Source organism: Terrabacter sp. P2_E3 (assembly GCF_056403915.1).
The window spans coordinates 250801-266265 of record NZ_JBFUEN010000001.1; the positions used below are offsets into that span (position 1 = coordinate 250801).

The 15465-nt window shown below is 70.2% G+C and carries 17 protein-coding genes; 10 read left to right on the top strand and 7 right to left on the bottom strand.

The genetic code is table 11. The features are described from left to right. Positions 1 to 3: 3 nt before the first annotated feature. From AC1DW8_RS01175 to fabG, 3 genes are all read right to left on the bottom strand, one after another. Complete coding sequence (locus AC1DW8_RS01175; protein WP_478091265.1) at positions 4 to 2265, bottom strand: tetratricopeptide repeat protein; 2262 nt, start codon at positions 2263 to 2265, stop codon at positions 4 to 6. Positions 2266 to 2304: 39 nt separating this feature from the next. Then, a complete protein-coding gene (fabI, locus tag AC1DW8_RS01180; RefSeq protein WP_056827019.1) occupies positions 2305 to 3066 on the bottom strand; it encodes an enoyl-ACP reductase FabI in 762 nt (253 codons plus the stop codon). 81 nt (positions 3067 to 3147) lie between these two features. Beyond that, positions 3148 to 3867: a beta-ketoacyl-ACP reductase gene (fabG, locus tag AC1DW8_RS01185; RefSeq protein WP_056776869.1), complete on the bottom strand. Its 720-nt coding sequence runs from the start codon at positions 3865 to 3867 to the stop codon at positions 3148 to 3150. 119 nt (positions 3868 to 3986) lie between these two features. On the opposite strand from fabG, the gene AC1DW8_RS01190 reads away from it, so the two are divergent. The 8 genes from AC1DW8_RS01190 to AC1DW8_RS01225 all read left to right on the top strand — a co-directional run bounded on the left by AC1DW8_RS01190 (position 3987) and on the right by AC1DW8_RS01225 (position 9711). Next, entirely contained in the window at positions 3987 to 4277 is a 291-nt protein-coding gene (locus tag AC1DW8_RS01190; RefSeq protein WP_020144158.1) for a DUF3099 domain-containing protein, read from the top strand. Then, on the top strand, positions 4274 to 4522 hold the full coding sequence (locus AC1DW8_RS01195; protein ID WP_056827018.1) for a hypothetical protein: 249 nt from the start codon (positions 4274 to 4276) through the stop codon (positions 4520 to 4522). The genes AC1DW8_RS01190 and AC1DW8_RS01195 overlap by 4 nt, the downstream gene beginning before the upstream one ends. A 231-nt stretch (positions 4523 to 4753) precedes the next feature. After that, a complete protein-coding gene (locus AC1DW8_RS01200) occupies positions 4754 to 4990 on the top strand; it encodes an acyl carrier protein (RefSeq protein ID WP_056776862.1) in 237 nt (78 codons plus the stop codon). 25 nt (positions 4991 to 5015) lie between these two features. Continuing rightward, entirely contained in the window at positions 5016 to 6674 is a 1659-nt protein-coding gene (locus AC1DW8_RS01205; protein ID WP_478091269.1) for an HAD-IIIC family phosphatase, read from the top strand. Continuing rightward, positions 6667 to 7881, top strand: coding sequence for an MBOAT family O-acyltransferase (locus AC1DW8_RS01210; protein ID WP_478091271.1), 1215 nt, complete (start codon positions 6667 to 6669; stop codon positions 7879 to 7881). The genes AC1DW8_RS01205 and AC1DW8_RS01210 overlap by 8 nt, the downstream gene beginning before the upstream one ends. Continuing rightward, a complete protein-coding gene (locus AC1DW8_RS01215; RefSeq protein WP_478091273.1) occupies positions 7878 to 9068 on the top strand; it encodes an SGNH/GDSL hydrolase family protein in 1191 nt (396 codons plus the stop codon). Before AC1DW8_RS01210 ends, AC1DW8_RS01215 begins: the two co-directional genes overlap by 4 nt. Further along, positions 9065 to 9280: a hypothetical protein gene (locus tag AC1DW8_RS01220; RefSeq protein ID WP_478091275.1), complete on the top strand. Its 216-nt coding sequence runs from the start codon at positions 9065 to 9067 to the stop codon at positions 9278 to 9280. Before AC1DW8_RS01215 ends, AC1DW8_RS01220 begins: the two co-directional genes overlap by 4 nt. Continuing rightward, a complete protein-coding gene (locus AC1DW8_RS01225; protein WP_478091277.1) occupies positions 9280 to 9711 on the top strand; it encodes a VOC family protein in 432 nt (143 codons plus the stop codon). The genes AC1DW8_RS01220 and AC1DW8_RS01225 overlap by 1 nt, the downstream gene beginning before the upstream one ends. Before the next feature lie 3 nt (positions 9712 to 9714). On the opposite strand, the gene AC1DW8_RS01230 is transcribed toward AC1DW8_RS01225, so the two are convergent. The 4 genes from AC1DW8_RS01230 to AC1DW8_RS01245 form a co-directional block, all read right to left on the bottom strand. After that, positions 9715 to 10629, bottom strand: coding sequence for a class I SAM-dependent methyltransferase (locus AC1DW8_RS01230; RefSeq protein WP_082619839.1), 915 nt, complete (start codon positions 10627 to 10629; stop codon positions 9715 to 9717). A gap of 92 nt (positions 10630 to 10721) precedes the next feature. Then, complete coding sequence (gene moaA, locus AC1DW8_RS01235; protein ID WP_056827012.1) at positions 10722 to 11744, bottom strand: GTP 3',8-cyclase MoaA; 1023 nt, start codon at positions 11742 to 11744, stop codon at positions 10722 to 10724. 232 nt (positions 11745 to 11976) lie between these two features. Then, positions 11977 to 12333: a nuclear transport factor 2 family protein gene (locus tag AC1DW8_RS01240; protein ID WP_478091279.1), complete on the bottom strand. Its 357-nt coding sequence runs from the start codon at positions 12331 to 12333 to the stop codon at positions 11977 to 11979. A 201-nt stretch (positions 12334 to 12534) separates the two neighbouring features. After that, entirely contained in the window at positions 12535 to 13089 is a 555-nt protein-coding gene (locus AC1DW8_RS01245; RefSeq protein ID WP_056827010.1) for a hypothetical protein, read from the bottom strand. 226 nt (positions 13090 to 13315) lie between these two features. On the opposite strand from AC1DW8_RS01245, the gene AC1DW8_RS01250 reads away from it, so the two are divergent. Both AC1DW8_RS01250 and AC1DW8_RS01255 read left to right on the top strand, forming a co-directional pair. Then, positions 13316 to 13990, top strand: coding sequence for a winged helix-turn-helix domain-containing protein (locus tag AC1DW8_RS01250; protein WP_478091283.1), 675 nt, complete (start codon positions 13316 to 13318; stop codon positions 13988 to 13990). Next, positions 13987 to 15324, top strand: coding sequence for an MFS transporter (locus tag AC1DW8_RS01255; protein ID WP_478091287.1), 1338 nt, complete (start codon positions 13987 to 13989; stop codon positions 15322 to 15324). Before AC1DW8_RS01250 ends, AC1DW8_RS01255 begins: the two co-directional genes overlap by 4 nt. The last annotated feature ends 141 nt before the right edge of the window (positions 15325 to 15465 follow it).

The following is a 15465-nucleotide window of genomic DNA, read 5'->3' on the forward strand; positions in this document are numbered from 1 at the left end:
TGACTATTCGGTGACGGGAGCCAGCTCGTCGGCGTACGCCCGCAGAGCCCGGCGGTAGGCCTGGGTGTCGACGTCGGTCGTCGCCTCGAGCGTCGACCGGATGAGGTCGGCGAGGGCCTGCCGCTCCTGGCCGAGATCGGCCTGGACGAGCGCCTTGAGCATGAGCGCCGCCGTGTTGTGCGGTCGCGCCTCGAGGACGTCGGCAACGAGGCCCTGCGCCTCGGCGGTCCGGCCCACGACGCGCAGGCTCGAGGCGAGCTGGAGCTGCGCCCGGTGCCGGTGCGGCTCGCGCAGGCCACCGGCCAGCGCCTCCTCGTAGAGACCGATGGCGCCCTGCTCGTCGCCCATCGCGTCCTTGACGCCGGCGAGCTCGAAGACGAGGCGCGGGTCGCCCGGGTGGCCGTCGACGAGCTCCTGGGCGGCAGCGAGCCGCGCCGGCTCGTCGTCGTCCTCCCACAGGGCCGCGATCTCCGCCTCGAGCTCGTGCTCGCCGCGCGCGGCGACGACCTTGCGGCGGATCGCGCGGGCGTCGTCGACCTTGCCGCCGTGCTCGCGGATCCAGCCGTTGACCTCGGTGCGCTCGGCGTGGCACATGAGCGCGATGACGTCGCCGTCGAGCGCGTGCGGCACGAGGGCCTCGAAGGACTCGAGCTCCGTGTCGTAGCCGGGCACGTCGAGCACGCCGACCTTGGCCAGGCCGTCGCGGAAGAGACCGAGCAGGTCCTCGGGCTCGCGCCCGCGCAAGTAGTGGCGCGCGACCTTGAGGACGACCTCCTCGGCGCCTCGGCCGGCGATCTCGCCCATCGCGACGATCGCCTCGTCGGCGCGGTCGCCCGCGCACCCGAGGCCGAGGCGCACGGCTCCGCCCGGCGCGGCGAGGCCACGGGCGACGTCGAGCAGGGCCTCGAGGCCGGCCTCGTTGTGGGCCATGTCCATGATGACCGTCGCCTTGCCGCCGCTCGGCAGCGGCAGCGAGTACGTGTTGAGCCGGCCCCAGTTGTGCTCGGGATCCGGCGCGAAGGTCCGCAGACCCTCGACGACGGCCGAGCGCGGGACACCGAGCCCCAGCGCGGCCGCGGCACCGGCCAGCGCGTTGGCGATGTTGTTGCGGGACAGTCCGCTCAGCGTCATGGGGACGTCGACGATCTTGACGAGGCGGTCCGGGTCACCGTTGGGCGACAGGACGACGATCTCGCCGTCGAGGACGGTGATGCCGCGGCCACCGGAGTTGATCGACTCCCAGAGCGCGGGCGAGGCGGGGTCCAGGCTGAAGGCCCACGGCTTGGCCTTGATGCCGAAGCGCATGGCCCACACGCGGGGGTCGTCGCCGTTGAGCACGACCCAGCCCTGTGGCTTCGTGACGGTCGTGACGATGGCCTTGACCTCGGCCAGCTGGTCGAGGGTGTCGATGCCCTGCAGGCCGAGGTGGTCGGCGCTGACGTTGGTGACGACGCTGACGTCGTTGGCGGTGACCCCCATGCCCTTGAGGAGCATGCCGCCACGGGCGGTCTCGAGGATCCCGATCTCGAGGCCGGGCGTCTCGAGCACACCGCGCGCACCCGCCGGGCCGGAGAAGTCGCCCTCCTCCTTCGTCTCGCCCATGACGACGACGCCGTCGGTCGAGCTCCAGGCGGTCTTGAGACCGGCGCTCATGCACATGTGCGCCATGAGGCGGGTCGTCGTCGTCTTGCCGTTGGTGCCGGTGACGGACGCGACCGGCACCGTCGGCGTCAGCACGCTGGGGCCCGGACCGTCGGGCGCGGCCAGGATGACGGCCGCGGCCGCCTCGATGACCTCGTCGGCGCTCCGGGAGCGGTCGAGCAGGCCGGCCATGACGGCACCGAACTGCTCCCCCGCGACGCGGCCGCGGGTGCGATGCACCCACGGGAAGGCGAGCACGACGTCCTCGACGGTCTGACCCGCCCGCACGCGTACGCCCAGGCGCCCGGCGCCGATCTCGGTGCCGACACGACGCGTCACGGTGCGGATCACCCGCATGACGAAGCGCTGGCGCAGGGCCGTGCCCCGCTTGCCCGGGCGGGCCGAGCGCATGCCCAGTCGGCGGGCCAGGGCCTCGGCGTCGGTGCGCTTGAGCTCGAGGAAGCCGGGCACGTGCAGGATGACCTTGATCGCCGGGCGGGCGAAGTAGAGGTTGGGCCCGTCGAGCACCCTGACCTCGTCGACCCGCACCTGTTCGGCAGGCACCGACGCGGCCACGGGGTCGGTCGTCGTCAGGGGGCTGGACTCGGTCCCGGCGTGAGGCATGGGCAGGACTCTAGCGAGAGGATCAGTGGACCTGCGCGCTCACTGCCCCATCGCGTGGACGCCGCCGTCGACGTGGACGATCTCACCGGTCGTGGCAGGGAACCAGTCGGAGAGCAGCGCCGCACAGGCCTTCGCCGCGGGCTCCGGGTCGTTGACGTCCCAGCCGAGCGGTGCGCGGTCGTCCCAGACCTTCTCGAACTGCTCGAAGCCCGGGATGGACTTGGCCGCCGTCGTGCGGATCGGCCCGGCGGCGACGAGGTTGCAGCGAACGGCCTTGGGGCCGAGGTCGCGGGCGAGGTAGCGGTTCGTCGACTCGAAGGCGGCCTTGGCCACACCCATCCAGTCGTAGACCGGCCACGCGAACTTCGCGTCGAAGGTGAGCCCGACGACGCTGCCGCCCTCGGTCATGAGCGGCAGGGTCGCGACCGCGAGCGACTTGAGGCTGTACGCCGAGATCTGGAGGGCCGTCGAGACGTCCTCCCACGTGCCCTCGAGGAAGTTGAAGGCGCCCTGCGGCGCGAAGCCGATCGAGTGCAGCACTCCGTCGAGGCCGTCCACGTGCTCGCGCAGGCGGTCGGCGAGGGTGTCCAGGTGCTCCTGGTCGGCGACGTCGAGCTCGATGACGACGGGCGTCTCGGGCAGCCGCTTGGCGATGGTCTGGGTGATCTTCATCGTGCGGCCGAACGAGGTGAGGATGACCGTCGCACCCTCCTGCTGGGCGATCTTCGCGACGTGGAACGCGATCGAGCTGTCCATGAGGACACCGGTGATGAGGAGCTTCTTGCCTTCGAGGATTCCCATGCCTGCGACTTTCTCGTGTGGGTGGGCACGCTTGCTGCACAACGCTCGTGACGGCATACCAAGGTATGCCGTGGGGTGGGCTCAGTGCCCCATGCCGAGCCCGCCGTCGACGGGGATCACCGCGCCGGTGATGTAGCCGGCGTCGTCGCTCGCGACGAAGCGCACGACGGACGCGACCTCCTCGGGGGTGGCGAACCGGCCCGCGGGGATGGTGGCGAGGTAGGACTTCTTCTGCTCGTCGGGCAGCACGGCCGTCATCTCGGTGTCGATGAAGCCGGGCGCGACGACGTTGGCGGTGATGCCGCGGCCGCCGAGCTCGCGCGAGATCGAGCGGGCGAGCCCGACGAGGCCGGCCTTCGACGCCGCGTAGTTGGTCTGGCCGGGCGACCCGTAGAGGCCGACGACGCTGCTGATGAGGACGATGCGGCCACGGCGCTTGCGGATCATGCCGGTGGCGGCGCGACGCGCGCACCGGAAGGCTCCCGCGAGGTTCGTGTCGATGACGGAGTCGAACTCGTCGTCGCTCATCCGCATGAGCAGGGTGTCTCGGGTGATGCCGGCGTTCGCGACGAGGACCTCGACGGGGCCACCGAAGATCTCCTCGGCGGCGGTGAAGGCCGCGTCGACGGAAGCCGAGTCGGTGACCTCGCAGATGACGCCCTGCAGGCCCTCGGGCGGCTCACCGGAGCGGTGGGTGATGACGACGTTGTCGCCGGCGTCGGCGAAGGCCCTGGCGATCGCCAGGCCGATGCCGCGGTTGCCTCCGGTCACGAGCACGTTGCGCGCCTCGGTCGTTGACACTGTGCGTTCCTCCGTCCGTCCGGCCTCTGCCGGGTCGCTGCCTTGCCCCGAAACCTAACGGACTACCGAACGGTAGACAGCACGGTGCCGCGGGCGTGGGACGGGCTTATGGTTGAAGGGTGCCAAGAGCCAAGAACGAACCGGTCGTCTACTCCGTCACCTCGGCGTCGACCTCCACGACGGACGACCAGGACCAGCGCGTCCGCCGCTACCTCACGATGATGGGCATCCGCATCGTGTGCTTCGGCCTGGTCTTCGTCACCTCGGGCTGGCTGCGCTGGACCGCCGTCCTGGCCGCGGTCTTCATCCCCTACGTCGCCGTCGTGCTCGCGAATGCCGTGAGCCCGCGCCAGCCGGGCAGCATCCAGTCGGTCGTGCCCCGCGACGACACGCAGCGCCTCGAGCAGTGAGCGGTCCGCTCTCCCTGTCGCCCACGGGCGGCCCTGACGTCGAGCACGTCTGCAGCGCCAAGGGCTGCCGCGCGACGGGCGTTCACGCGGTCATCTGGAACAACCCGAAGCTGCACGCCGCGGACCGACGCAAGGTGTGGCTGGCGTGCGACGACCACGAGAAGTCGCTCGCTGACTTCGTGGCGCTGCGGGGCTTCCTCATCGAGGTCGTCCCTGTCGAGGCCCTCACCGACGCCGACGGTTGAGTGCCACATCCTTCCCTGGAGCGGGTCAGTGCGGGGGTTTCAGGCTGCCCTGCAGGACCAGACGTCCCACCGGTCCCGGTCTCCGAGGGGCTCCAACCCTCCGTCGGGGGCGTCGCCGCCCACCACGCGGGCCCGCGTCGAGGCAGGGCAACACACGAACCGTCTATCCGGCCTCCGCGATCCCCCGATGGTAAGTTGCGCCGAAACGCTGCCCGACCGAGGAGCTCGCACATGTCGGATCGACTGCTGGACGTCTTCTCCAAGGGGCTGAACCTCCCCGCGTCTCAGCTCAGCGACGAAACGAGTCCGTCCAACACACCCACGTGGGACTCTCTCGCCGCGATGGAGATGGTCGTCCTTCTCGAGGACGCCTTTGACGTCCGGCTCAAGACCTCCGAGATCATGAAGATGCGCTCCATCGGCCTCGCGCGGAACGTCCTGCGCAGCAAGGGCGTCGAGGACATCTGAGTCACCAGCGACGGGCGAGCCCACCATGATCGGCATCATCGCGAGCTTCACCCCGCACCTGCTGGTCGCGCCGCTGCTCGCCGCCGCACCAGCAGGGTCCGAGGTGTGCCTGGCCGACTTCAACCAGGTGCACCAGTCGCTCCTCGACGTCGAGTCCAGCTTCGAGCAGCCGCCCGACCAGCTCGTCGTGTGCTGGCGCATCGAGGACGTCTTCGGACCGGCGCTCGTCGACTGGGTCGTGCGCGAGTCCGACCCCGCGGGGCTGCGCGAAGACGTCCGCCAGCTGGGACTGCTCGTCGGGCAGGCGGCCGCCACACACGGCATACCGGTCGTGGCGTGCACACCGCCGACGCCGACGTTCGTGTGGCTGGACCCGCTCGACGCCCGGAGCAGCGTGCGGCTCGCCGTCCTGCACGGCCAGCTCGTCCAGGCGTTCGTGGAGGGCATCGGTCAGGCGCCTGTCACCCTCGTCGACCTCGCCGCCCTGCTTCAGCTGCACGGGACCGAGCGCGCCTACGACTCCCGCAACGACCTGATGTACCACCAGCCGCTCACGCGCCCGTTCGCGCAGGCGCTCGGCACTCTCCTCGGCGAGGCCCTGGGCTCGCTCGGTCGCCCGACCCCGAAGGTGCTGGCCGTCGACGCCGACAACACGCTGTGGCTGGGCATCGTCGGCGAGGACGGACCCGACGGCGTCGTCATCGGCGACAGCTTCCCGGGCAGCGGCTACCGCGCGTTCCAGCAAGGCCTGGTCTACCAGGCCGCCCACGGCGCGCTCATCGCCCTGGTCAGCAAGAACAACGCCGCGGACATCGAGGAGATCTTCGCCCGCCGTGGCGGCGACATGGCTCTCAGCTCGGAGCACTTCGCGGCACAGCGGGTTGACTGGAACAGCAAGGCCGACAACCTCAGCGCCATCGCCGACGAGCTAGGCCTCGGCGTCGACAGTTTCGTCTTCATCGACGACAACGACGTCGAGCTCGACGAGGTACGCCAGCGCTTGCCGCATGTCGACCTCGTCAAGGTCAGCGACGAGCCGGAGGAGGTCGCCGAAATCACCCGACGACTCACCGCTTTCCGCTTCGCACGCGTCTCCGGCGAGGACCGCGTTCGCACCCAGATGATGAAGGGCGAGAGCGATCGGCGTGCCGCGGCCGCGGGCGCGCCGTCGCACGCCGACTTCCTCGCCTCTCTCGGGATCAGCGTCCACGTCTTCGAGCCGGGGCCCGCGCACGTCGGTCGCGTCACCCAGCTCATCAACAAGACGAACCAGTTCAACCTCACGACCGTGCGCCGCGACGCAGCCGCGGTAGCCGCGCTCGTGACCTCGCAGGCCCACCGGGTGTATGCCGCCGAAGTGACCGACCGCTTCGGCGGCTACGGCCTCGTCGCCGTCGCCGTGGTTGATTGCGGCATCGACGCCTGGGAGATCGAGACGCTGCTCATGAGTTGTCGCGTCCTGCGTCGGGGCGTGGAGGACGCCATCCTCCAGTGCATCGGGGACGACGCCGTGACGGCGGGGGCGTCGATGCTGCGCGGGTCCTACCGTCCGACTTCAAAGAACGGCCAGGTCGCCGCCTTCTACCCCGACCGCGGCTTCACGGCTACCGGCGAGGGACTCTACGAGGTATCGCTGCCGTTGTCAGTGGCGCCCGAGCACGTTGTGGTGCTGCGAGATGCTTGACGGGGATCCCTTCGCCTACTTCTCGGACCTGCTGGTCCTCATGGTGGTGGCGGTCCCGCTCTACTTCCTGCTGCCGTGGGCATGGGCACGCCGTCTCCTGCTCGGCCTGGCGGGCGCCTACCTCCTCTACCTCATCGCGCCGCGGCTGCTCGCCTTCTACGTCTTCTTCTGGCTCGGCGTCTACGTCCTGCAGCTCGCCGCGACCCGATGGCGCGACCGCCCGTCGAGCTGGGTCCTCACGACCACGCTCGTCCTGCTGACCCTGGCCCCGCTCGTCGTGTGGAAGTTGCGCCCCGAATGGGCGGTGGTCGAGTTCAATGTCGGTATGAACGGGCTCGTCAACGGGCTCAGCCCATGGGTCGGAGCCGTCGATCGGGTCCGCGACCTCATCCTGCCCATCGGGCTCAGCTTCGCCACGTTCCGGGCCATCGACCAGATCGTCAAGGTACGCCTCGAGATCGTGCCGCCACTGCGGCCGCTCCACCAGCTCGCGTACGGCTTCTTCCCCACCGTGCTCATCATCGGTCCCGTCATCGAGTACACCGAGATCGACCGGCGCCTCGACGAGCGGGCCCGGTGGGACCCGAACGACACCCTGAGCGGGATCCTCACCATCGGTCTCGGCGCGCTCAAGGTCTTCGTCCTCGCCTACCTCCTGCGCGGCAGCCAGGACGTCTTCTCCCTCTCCACGCGCAGCGGCTCGCCACTCGACTACTGGCTCGAGCTCGTGATGTTCGCCTTCTACTTCTACTTCAACTTCTCCGGCTTCTCCGACATGGCCATCGGGTCGGCACGCATCTTCGGCTTCCGGCTCGCCCCCAACTTCAACAACCCCTACCTCAAGACGAACCCCCAGGCGTTCTGGAATGCCTGGCACATGAGCGTGACGAGGTTCGCCCAACGCAACGTCTTCGTGCCGCTCGGGGGAATGCGCGCGCGGACCCAGTACGTCGCCATCGTCGCGACGATGATGGTCATCGCCCTGTGGCACGACCTCACCATCCCCCTCGTCATCTTCGGCCTCTACCACTCCGCGGGGCTCATCGGTCATCGTTGGTGGGTGGCCCGCCACCCAGTGCCCGACCACCGCGGCCTGGCACGCCGGGCGGGTGCCAACGTCCTGCTCTTCGTCTTCTACCTGCTCAGCCTGCCCCTGCTCATGGTCGAGCTCGGGTCGCTGGGCGACTTCTACGGGAGGTTGCTGTGATCCTCGCCGACCGTCTGCTCGCGTTCCTGCACGACCGGGTGGGCTTCGACGTGACCCGCTGGTCGATCGTGCGCATCACGACGTTCGCCGTCGCCGCCCTCGTCGTAGCCGGCATCGTCGTGGAGCCGCGCCCCGGACAGCGGGACGACCAGGCCCTCGCGACCCGGCAGGTGCGCAACGTGTCCCTGGCGTTCGGTGACCCCCGCGGCTTCGATCCGACGCCGAAGGGCAAGAACTTCAAGGTGGCCTGGATCGGCGGGTCGGAGACCCAGGCGGTAGGGCCCAAGACCCGCGCCTTCATTCCGGGACTGGTCAGCGAATGCCTAGGGCGCGTCGATGGCAAGGTCGTCTCGACCGACCTCTACTACCTCGACGCGATCAGGCTCGTCGATGAGGTCAGCGCGCTGTCGTCGGCTCTCGCGAGCAAGCCCGACCTCGTGGTCATCAGCCTCAACCCCGTCTGGGTGCTCAACGATCTCGCGCCGCAGCAGTGGGACTACCTCGACGGCGCACTCGCCCGGGGCAGCCTCTGGCCCCCGTCGCGATGGGTTCTCGCAGCGTCCTTCCTCAGCCCCGGTGACGTCGGCTGGCGCGTCCTGTCCGCCGCCAGCCCGCCATTGGTCGGCGACCGCTTCGAGTGGGGCCTCGACCTGACGGAGCAGACCTCCACGCTCTCGTTCCTCGACGTCGTCCAGACACCGAAGTCACGCGCCACTGGGCTCGCCGCACTCGCGGAGCGCCGGCCCGTGGACTTCTGGGCCTCGCGCTTCGCCTCCAGCCGACCGACGAAGGATCTCGCGAGCATCCAGCTCAACACCATCGAGCGCGAAGTGGTGTCGCGGTCGTCACTCAACACCGCCGCCCTCCAGCAGATGTTCGAGATGGTGCGCACAGCCGGCGTCCCGACGTACTTCTACGTCCACGGCATCAACCCGACGGTCTACGCACAGCCCGACGCCCGTGGCTACGTCGACCAGCTCCGTGCCCAGCTCGCCGCGGCGACGGCCGGGCAGACCACGAGCAGCGTTCGCTTCGACCCGCAGGGACTCCAGGACCGGGTGCCGCCGACGAAGTACCGCGACATCGTCCACGTCTATGACGGCCGCAACGAGGCTGCCGTCCTCAGCACCGACCTGTGCGCGCTGCTGCGCTCCACGGGCCGGCAGGCAGACTGTGAGGCACCATGAGCGACACCCCGACCCCCGAGGCGCCGGGGGCTGACCCGGTGGACGACGGTGGCTCCGAGACCGCCGTACCCACCGGGGGTAGCGGCCGCGCTACCCGGCTCGCGAGCCGACTGGCCGTCGAGCTGGCGATCGGACTCGGCATCGCGGCCGTGCTCGTCGTCGTGGCGTGGGCCTCGAGCAACGCGATCCGCTTCGTCTACGGTGGCTACTGATGGAGCGCGACGTCTCACAGGGCCTCGACCCGACGCCGCGACTGCACCACGTCGGCTATGTCGTCGCCGCGATGACGGGTGCGATCAGACGCTTCGAGGAGGCCGGGGGCCGGCTCGTCGTCGGCCCGACGGACGACCCGACCCTCGGCGTCATCTGCGCACTGATCCGGCTTCCCGAGGGGGTCGACATCGAGCTCGTGGCCCCGCTCGAGGGTGCGGACTCGCCGGTCACCTCACGGCTCCAGCGCGGTGGGGGTCTCGACCACCTGTGCTTCTGGGTCGAGGACCTCGACGCCTCACTCGCCCGCGAGCTCGACCACGACGCGCTGCTGCTCGTCCCGCCGACGTATGCCGTGACGTTCGATGCCACCATCGCCTTCGTCCAGCGCCGGACCGGTCTCGTCGTCGAGCTCATGGGCGCCAAGCGGTGACGGTCAGGCGCCCGCCTTGGCCAGGACGTACGCCACGTTGATCGGCAGCTGCTCGTCGCGGGACTGATCGAGGGTCTTGCCCTCGTAGGGCAGCCGCAGCGGCTCGACGATCGAGAGCCCGCTGTCGGAGATCATCGACTCGAGCTCGTCCGTCGTGCGCCACAGGTAGATGTGGTCGACCGCCGGCGCGTTGACGCACGTCGTGACGAAGATGAACGCTCCCGGTTTCGCAAGGTCCGCGATCCGCCGGAGGAACACCTCGGGCTGCTCGACGTGCTCGAGCACCTCACCCATGACGACTGCGTCGAAGGACGACGGCGCGAGGTCGTCGGCGGTGAGGAAGTCGCGCAGCTCGACGCGCACCGGGGCGTCGGGGTGGAAGTGTTCGACGATCGTCCTGGTCTGCTCGACGCTGGCGGGCGACAGGTCGACACCCAGGAAGTCGTCGAAGGACCCGGTCTCGATCGCCGCCATGAGCAGGAACCCGTGGCCCGGACCCACCTCCAGGTAGCGGCCGCCACGGTCGCGGGGCAGCGACCGCCGCAGGAAGCGCGACATCTCGACGTGGTTGGGCCAGAGGAACGTGGTGATGGCCAAGCCGTACATGTAGCGGTCCATGTAGTCACGGTCGTGGTAGACCGACTCGGCCACGTCGGCGAACGTCGAGTGTCGGTAGTGCCCGTGCCGTCGGAAGTACTCCTGCTCGTCAAGGGTGTCCCCGAGGATCGTCAGGTAGCTCTCGGCGAGGTACTCGAGCGACAAACCCTTGGACAGGCAGAAGCGCAGGTAGCTGCCGAGGCGGTCGCGCTCGTCCTCGGTGGCTCCTTCGACCGCCTGCTCCAGGAAGCCCCGGTGGACGGGGAACTGGTCGATGACGCTGTCGACGAGTTTGCCGACCAACTGTTGTGAGTCACTCATGGACGGTCACGCTAGCGTCGTCCGGCGCGAAATCGGGGCCGACGCGACCGCTCCACGTGCCACGCCCGTGAGGGGGACTGGAGCAGGTCCCGTCAGCCGCCGATGGCGGACATGGGTCGGTCGGGCTGGACGAAGTCCGGGTCGCCGATCCCGTGGCCGCGGCGCTTGCGCCACATCTCGCCCCGGATCAGGCCGAGCAGCTCGTCGTCGGTCGCGCCCTCGCGCAGGGGCCCACGCAGGTCGGTCTCGGTCGTCGAGAAGAGGCAGTTGCGCACCTGTCCGTCGGCGGTGAGCCGCGTGCGGTCGCAGGCCGCGCAGAACGGCGCACTGACGCTGGCGATGATCCCGACGGTCTCGGGGCCGCCGTCGACGAGGAACCGCTCGGCGGGGGCACTCCCCCGGTCGGCGGCCGGCAGGGGCGTCAGCTCCCAGCGCTGCGACAGGCGCTCGCGGATCTCGTCGGCGGAGATCATCTGCGTCCGGTCCCAGGCGTGCTGGGCGTCGAGCGGCATCTGCTCGATGAAGCGCAGCTCGTAGCCGCGCTCGAGGCACCACGCGAGCACGTCGGCGACCGACTCGTCGTTGATGCCGCGCATCGCGACTGCGTTGACCTTGACCGGCGTCAGGCCGGCGTCCGACGCGGCCTTGAGGCCCGCCTCGACGTCGGCGAGGCGGTCGCGACGGGTCAGCTGCGTGAAGGTCTCCGAGTCGATGGTGTCGAGGCTGACGTTGACCCGGTCGAGGCCGGCCTCCTTGAGCCCGATGGCGACGCGCTCGAGGCCGACGCCGTTCGTCGTCATCGCGATCTTGGGACGCGGCTCGAGGGCCGCGATGCCGGCGACGAGCTCGACGAGCGATCGGCGCAGGAGCGGCTCGCCTCCGGTGAGGCGGACCTGCGTGATGCCGTCGCGCACGAAGACGCCGATGACCCGCAGCATCTCCTCGTCCGTCAGCATCTCGGTCTTGGGCATCCACGGCAGGCCCTCGGCGGGCATGCAGTAGGTGCAGCGCAGGTTGCAGCGGTCGGTGACCGACACGCGCAGGTCGCGGGCCCGGCGCCCGAACTGGTCGGCCAGCCCTGCCGGTCGGACGCTCGGGTCGGGAAGGCGGGTCATGTGCTCCACTCTAGGCCGGGTATTGCTGGGACCCGGTCTGCTGGTGATGCCGATGTTGCCCCAAGCCACTGAACTGCGCTGATGTGACGTCTGGCTCGTTGGTCAGGACGACGGCGCCGGGCCGCTGTCGGAGCTCCTGCGGACTCGTTGCGGACTGCACGGTGCGTCAGCCCGAGACCAACGGCGCCGCTGCCGTCATTGCCCAGCGTCCCTGATTCCTGGTGGAGCTCTGCTACGGCGACGGGGGCATGAGGGAGGCGATGTTGCCATAGGCGCGCATCGCGTCGATCCGATCTGCCGACAGGTCGTAGGCGACGCAGAAGGGAATGCGTTCCCCGCCGCCGGTGCCGGCGCACGTTCCTTCGAGGTAGGCGACGCCCTGGGCGGACACCAGTCGACGTGTGCTCAGATCCGGCATGCGAGCGTGCAACCCGTTGATGGCCTCTTCCACGGCCCCAGCACCGCGGACTACCGCGCCGCTCTGAATCGTGGTCCACGTGACGTCGTCGGTGAAGAACTGCTGGAAGCGGCCCGTACCGAGGGCTGTGAAGTAGGCGGACATCGTCTGGCTCGTGTCGTCGGTCGACATCCGGGCTCCCTGCTTCGGGAAATGATGGAAGGGCCCACTCAGTGTGCTCCGGCTACTGCTGCTCCGCCACAGTCCGCTGCGCCCGAGGCCATCTGGGGGTGCCTGACCACGTACCGATCGTCGCGCGTGCGATCGCGAGGGACGAGAGGCGGCGAGGTGCTCGTGTCACGTCGGTCGTCCGCTGAACAGCACCGGCTGGTGCTACGGCTGCCAGTCCGCACGTGGCGCGCTGTGGTCCCCGCCCGTCAGCCGAGGGACGGAGTGTGTCGGGTTGATCTGCGCGGCCTCCAGCGACGTGTCGAACCCGAGCAGCGCCTCCGCAGCGGCCGGGGACGCAGCGGCCGTTCGCGCCGCGGCTTCGAGCACGGAAGCACCATACGTGGTGGTGTCCGCACGATGCTTGCCCGCGGGCTCGGGCGCGCTTCCAGGCGCTCCGCCCGGCCGTCGGAGAACTCGCAGCAGGTACACCGGGTCGTCGTCCTGCGCGCGGGCGGCGGCGCGGGCCAGCTCTTCCGGGTCAGCGCTCGTCGGCCTGTGCTCTTCGGGCACGTCACGACACAGGCGCCGGTACACCGCTTCACGCGTGGCGACGGGGAGCTGAGCGAACACCTCGGCGTGGACGAGGTCGAACACCTGCGGCGTTGAGACTCGGAGCAAGTACTTGTACTTGGCCATGTCCAGGGCCACCTCGGCCTCTGATCCGCTGTCGTCGGACTGGTGCGGAATCAAGCGCCGCAGCCTGCCTTGAAGGTTCATGACCGCTCCTTCAGCTCGTCGTGCCAGCCTACCCGCGCGCCTCTGACGACGGGCCTCGATCCACGGCGCGGCATCGGTGAGCTGCGCGTCCGAGCTCGGTCTCGGCCGGGTCGAGGTCATCCGCCGCCCTCTCTGACCAGGAGCGGGCGCTCAGACGTGAACACGCCGAGAAACTCATCGAAAGGAACGTATTGAAAGATCCCTTTCGAAAGAGTAGTTTCATCACATGCCACCGACCCGCCGCCGCGTCACCGATGCCGACGCCCTGAAAGCGCTCGCCCACCCCCTCCGGATGGCCCTGCTGGGCGCCTTGGTCACCGAGGGGCCGCTCACCGCCAGCCAGGCGGCGGCGCTGCTCTCCGAGTCTCCGTCCAACTGCTCCTGGCACCTGCGCAAGCTCGCCGAGCACGGCTTCGTCCGCGAGGCCCGCGGCGGCAGCGGCCGCAACCGGCCTTGGCAGGCGGTCAGCGACGGGCTCGAGTGGGGCGACGACGTGGAGGGCGTGACGGACCCCGACCCCACGGACCGGATGGCCGCGGACGCCCTCACCGACATGGTCCTCGAGCGGGAGCTGCAGCGCTTCCGGGCGGCCCGCGCGGCCCGAGACAGCGAGCCGGCGCCCTGGCGCGAGGCCACCGGTCTGGTGCAGTCCCAGCTCTGGCTGACGGCCGAGGAGGCGCAGGGGCTCAAGCGGGAGCTCACCCACCTGCTGCAGCGTCACCTCGACCGGTCCGGCCATCCCGAGCACCGACCCGACGACGCCCGGTTGGTGTCCCTGGTCGGCTGGCTGGTGCCGAGCGGCCCGCACCGTCTCCGGCCGGTCCCGGCCGACGGCGCCACGCCGCCCGAGCCGTCCCGCACCACCGCACACACCCACTCGAGCGAGGAGACCACGCGATGATCCGGACCACCTTCCGCACACCCGGGTTCGGCCGGCTCTTCGCCGGTCTGACCGCCAGCATGTTCGGCGACTCGCTGATGCTGATCGTGCTGAGCATGTGGGTGAAGACCCTCACCGGCTCGAACGGAGCAGCTGGGCTGACCTTCCTGTGGATGACGGCCCCCGCCCTGCTGGCACCGCTGTTCGGGTACATCGTGGACCGGGTCGCCCGGCGCACGTTCCTGGTGGTCGCCAACGTCGCGTCGGCCGCGATGATGCTGCCCCTGCTCCTGGTGCACGACGCCGGCGACGTCTGGATCGTGTACGCCGTCGCCTTCTGCTACGGCACCTCCTTCGTCGTGGTGCCCGCCGCACTCAACGGCCTGCTCAAGGAGATGCTCGCCGAGGACGTGCTGGTGGAGGCGAACGCCTCGCTGAGCGTGACCCGCGAGGCGCTGCGTCTGGTCGGTCCGCTGCTGGGAGCCGCCACCTTCGCGTTCGTCGGGGGCGGCGCGGTGGCGATGGTCGACGCGGCCACCTTCCTGTGCGCGGCCGTGGCCATCGCCGGGCTCCGGGCGGGCGACCGGCCCGAGCCGGCAGGGCAGCCGCAGCACTGGCGCGCCGAGGTCGTCGAGGGGGCGACCTTCATCCGCCGGACCCCGGTGCTCCTGCACACCACGCTCGCGCTGGCCCTGGCGCTGCTGGTGATCGGGTTCGCCGAGTCCGCGGTGTACGCCGTCGTCGAGGCCTTCGACAAGCCGGTCACCTTCGTGGGCCCGCTGCTCACCGTGCAAGGGGCCGGCGCGGTCGCCTCCGGACTCGTGGCCAGCAGGATCGTCCGGCGGTTCGGCGAGCCGGCCACCGTGATCGTCGGTCTGCTGGTCACCTCCCTGGGCCTCGCCGGGGTCGTGGCGGCGCAACAGACCTGGGAGCTCCTGGTCACCGTCGCCGTCCTCGGTGCCGGTCTCCCGCTGGTCATCGTCGCGTTCAACACCCTGCTCCAGAAGCGCACCCCGGGCCGGCTGATGGGGCGGGTCAGCACGTCGGTGGAGGTGCTGACCACCACCCCACAGGCCCTCTCGATCGCCACCGGTGCCCTGCTCGTGACGCTGCTGGACTACCGCACCATCTTCGCGCTGATGACCCTTGGCACGTTCGTCGCCGCCGGGTACCTCGCACTCACGTTGCGGGGCCGGCTGACCATGACTGCGGGTTCCGAGGCGCCCGCGGACCCGGACGTCGTCGCGGGCACGGTACTGGCGGACCCGCCTACCGTCACCACGCCGCTGCCGGACCAGGAGGTCGTCGACGAGACCAGCTGGGCTACCGGCCGGCAGCCAGAACCCTCGCGCTGAGCGCCAGGCTCCGGCGACCGGACGCGTGACACCGTCGCCGTGGCCGTTGGCCCTCCTGGGGACGCTCTGCGGACCGGGAGCGGCCGCGTGACGTCACCGCAGGTCAGGGACGGGCCGGTACTCGGGTCCGCCCCCGGGCCG

Excerpts from the sequence above, each read along its gene's own strand:
- AC1DW8_RS01175 (WP_478091265.1), bottom strand. The coding sequence starts at position 2,265 with ATGCCTCACGCCGGGACCGAGTCCAGCCCCCTGACGACGACCGACCCC.
- fabI (WP_056827019.1), bottom strand. The coding sequence starts at position 3,066 with ATGGGAATCCTCGAAGGCAAGAAGCTCCTCATCACCGGTGTCCTCATG.
- AC1DW8_RS01200 (WP_056776862.1), top strand. The coding sequence starts at position 4,754 with ATGTCGGATCGACTGCTGGACGTCTTCTCCAAGGGGCTGAACCTCCCC.
- AC1DW8_RS01205 (WP_478091269.1), top strand. The coding sequence starts at position 5,016 with ATGATCGGCATCATCGCGAGCTTCACCCCGCACCTGCTGGTCGCGCCG.
- AC1DW8_RS01210 (WP_478091271.1), top strand. The coding sequence starts at position 6,667 with ATGCTTGACGGGGATCCCTTCGCCTACTTCTCGGACCTGCTGGTCCTC.
- AC1DW8_RS01220 (WP_478091275.1), top strand. The coding sequence starts at position 9,065 with ATGAGCGACACCCCGACCCCCGAGGCGCCGGGGGCTGACCCGGTGGAC.
- AC1DW8_RS01225 (WP_478091277.1), top strand. The coding sequence starts at position 9,280 with ATGGAGCGCGACGTCTCACAGGGCCTCGACCCGACGCCGCGACTGCAC.
- AC1DW8_RS01230 (WP_082619839.1), bottom strand. The coding sequence starts at position 10,629 with ATGAGTGACTCACAACAGTTGGTCGGCAAACTCGTCGACAGCGTCATC.
- moaA (WP_056827012.1), bottom strand. The coding sequence starts at position 11,744 with ATGACCCGCCTTCCCGACCCGAGCGTCCGACCGGCAGGGCTGGCCGAC.
- AC1DW8_RS01240 (WP_478091279.1), bottom strand. The coding sequence starts at position 12,333 with ATGTCGACCGACGACACGAGCCAGACGATGTCCGCCTACTTCACAGCC.
- AC1DW8_RS01245 (WP_056827010.1), bottom strand. The coding sequence starts at position 13,089 with ATGAACCTTCAAGGCAGGCTGCGGCGCTTGATTCCGCACCAGTCCGAC.
- AC1DW8_RS01250 (WP_478091283.1), top strand. The coding sequence starts at position 13,316 with ATGCCACCGACCCGCCGCCGCGTCACCGATGCCGACGCCCTGAAAGCG.
- AC1DW8_RS01255 (WP_478091287.1), top strand. The coding sequence starts at position 13,987 with ATGATCCGGACCACCTTCCGCACACCCGGGTTCGGCCGGCTCTTCGCC.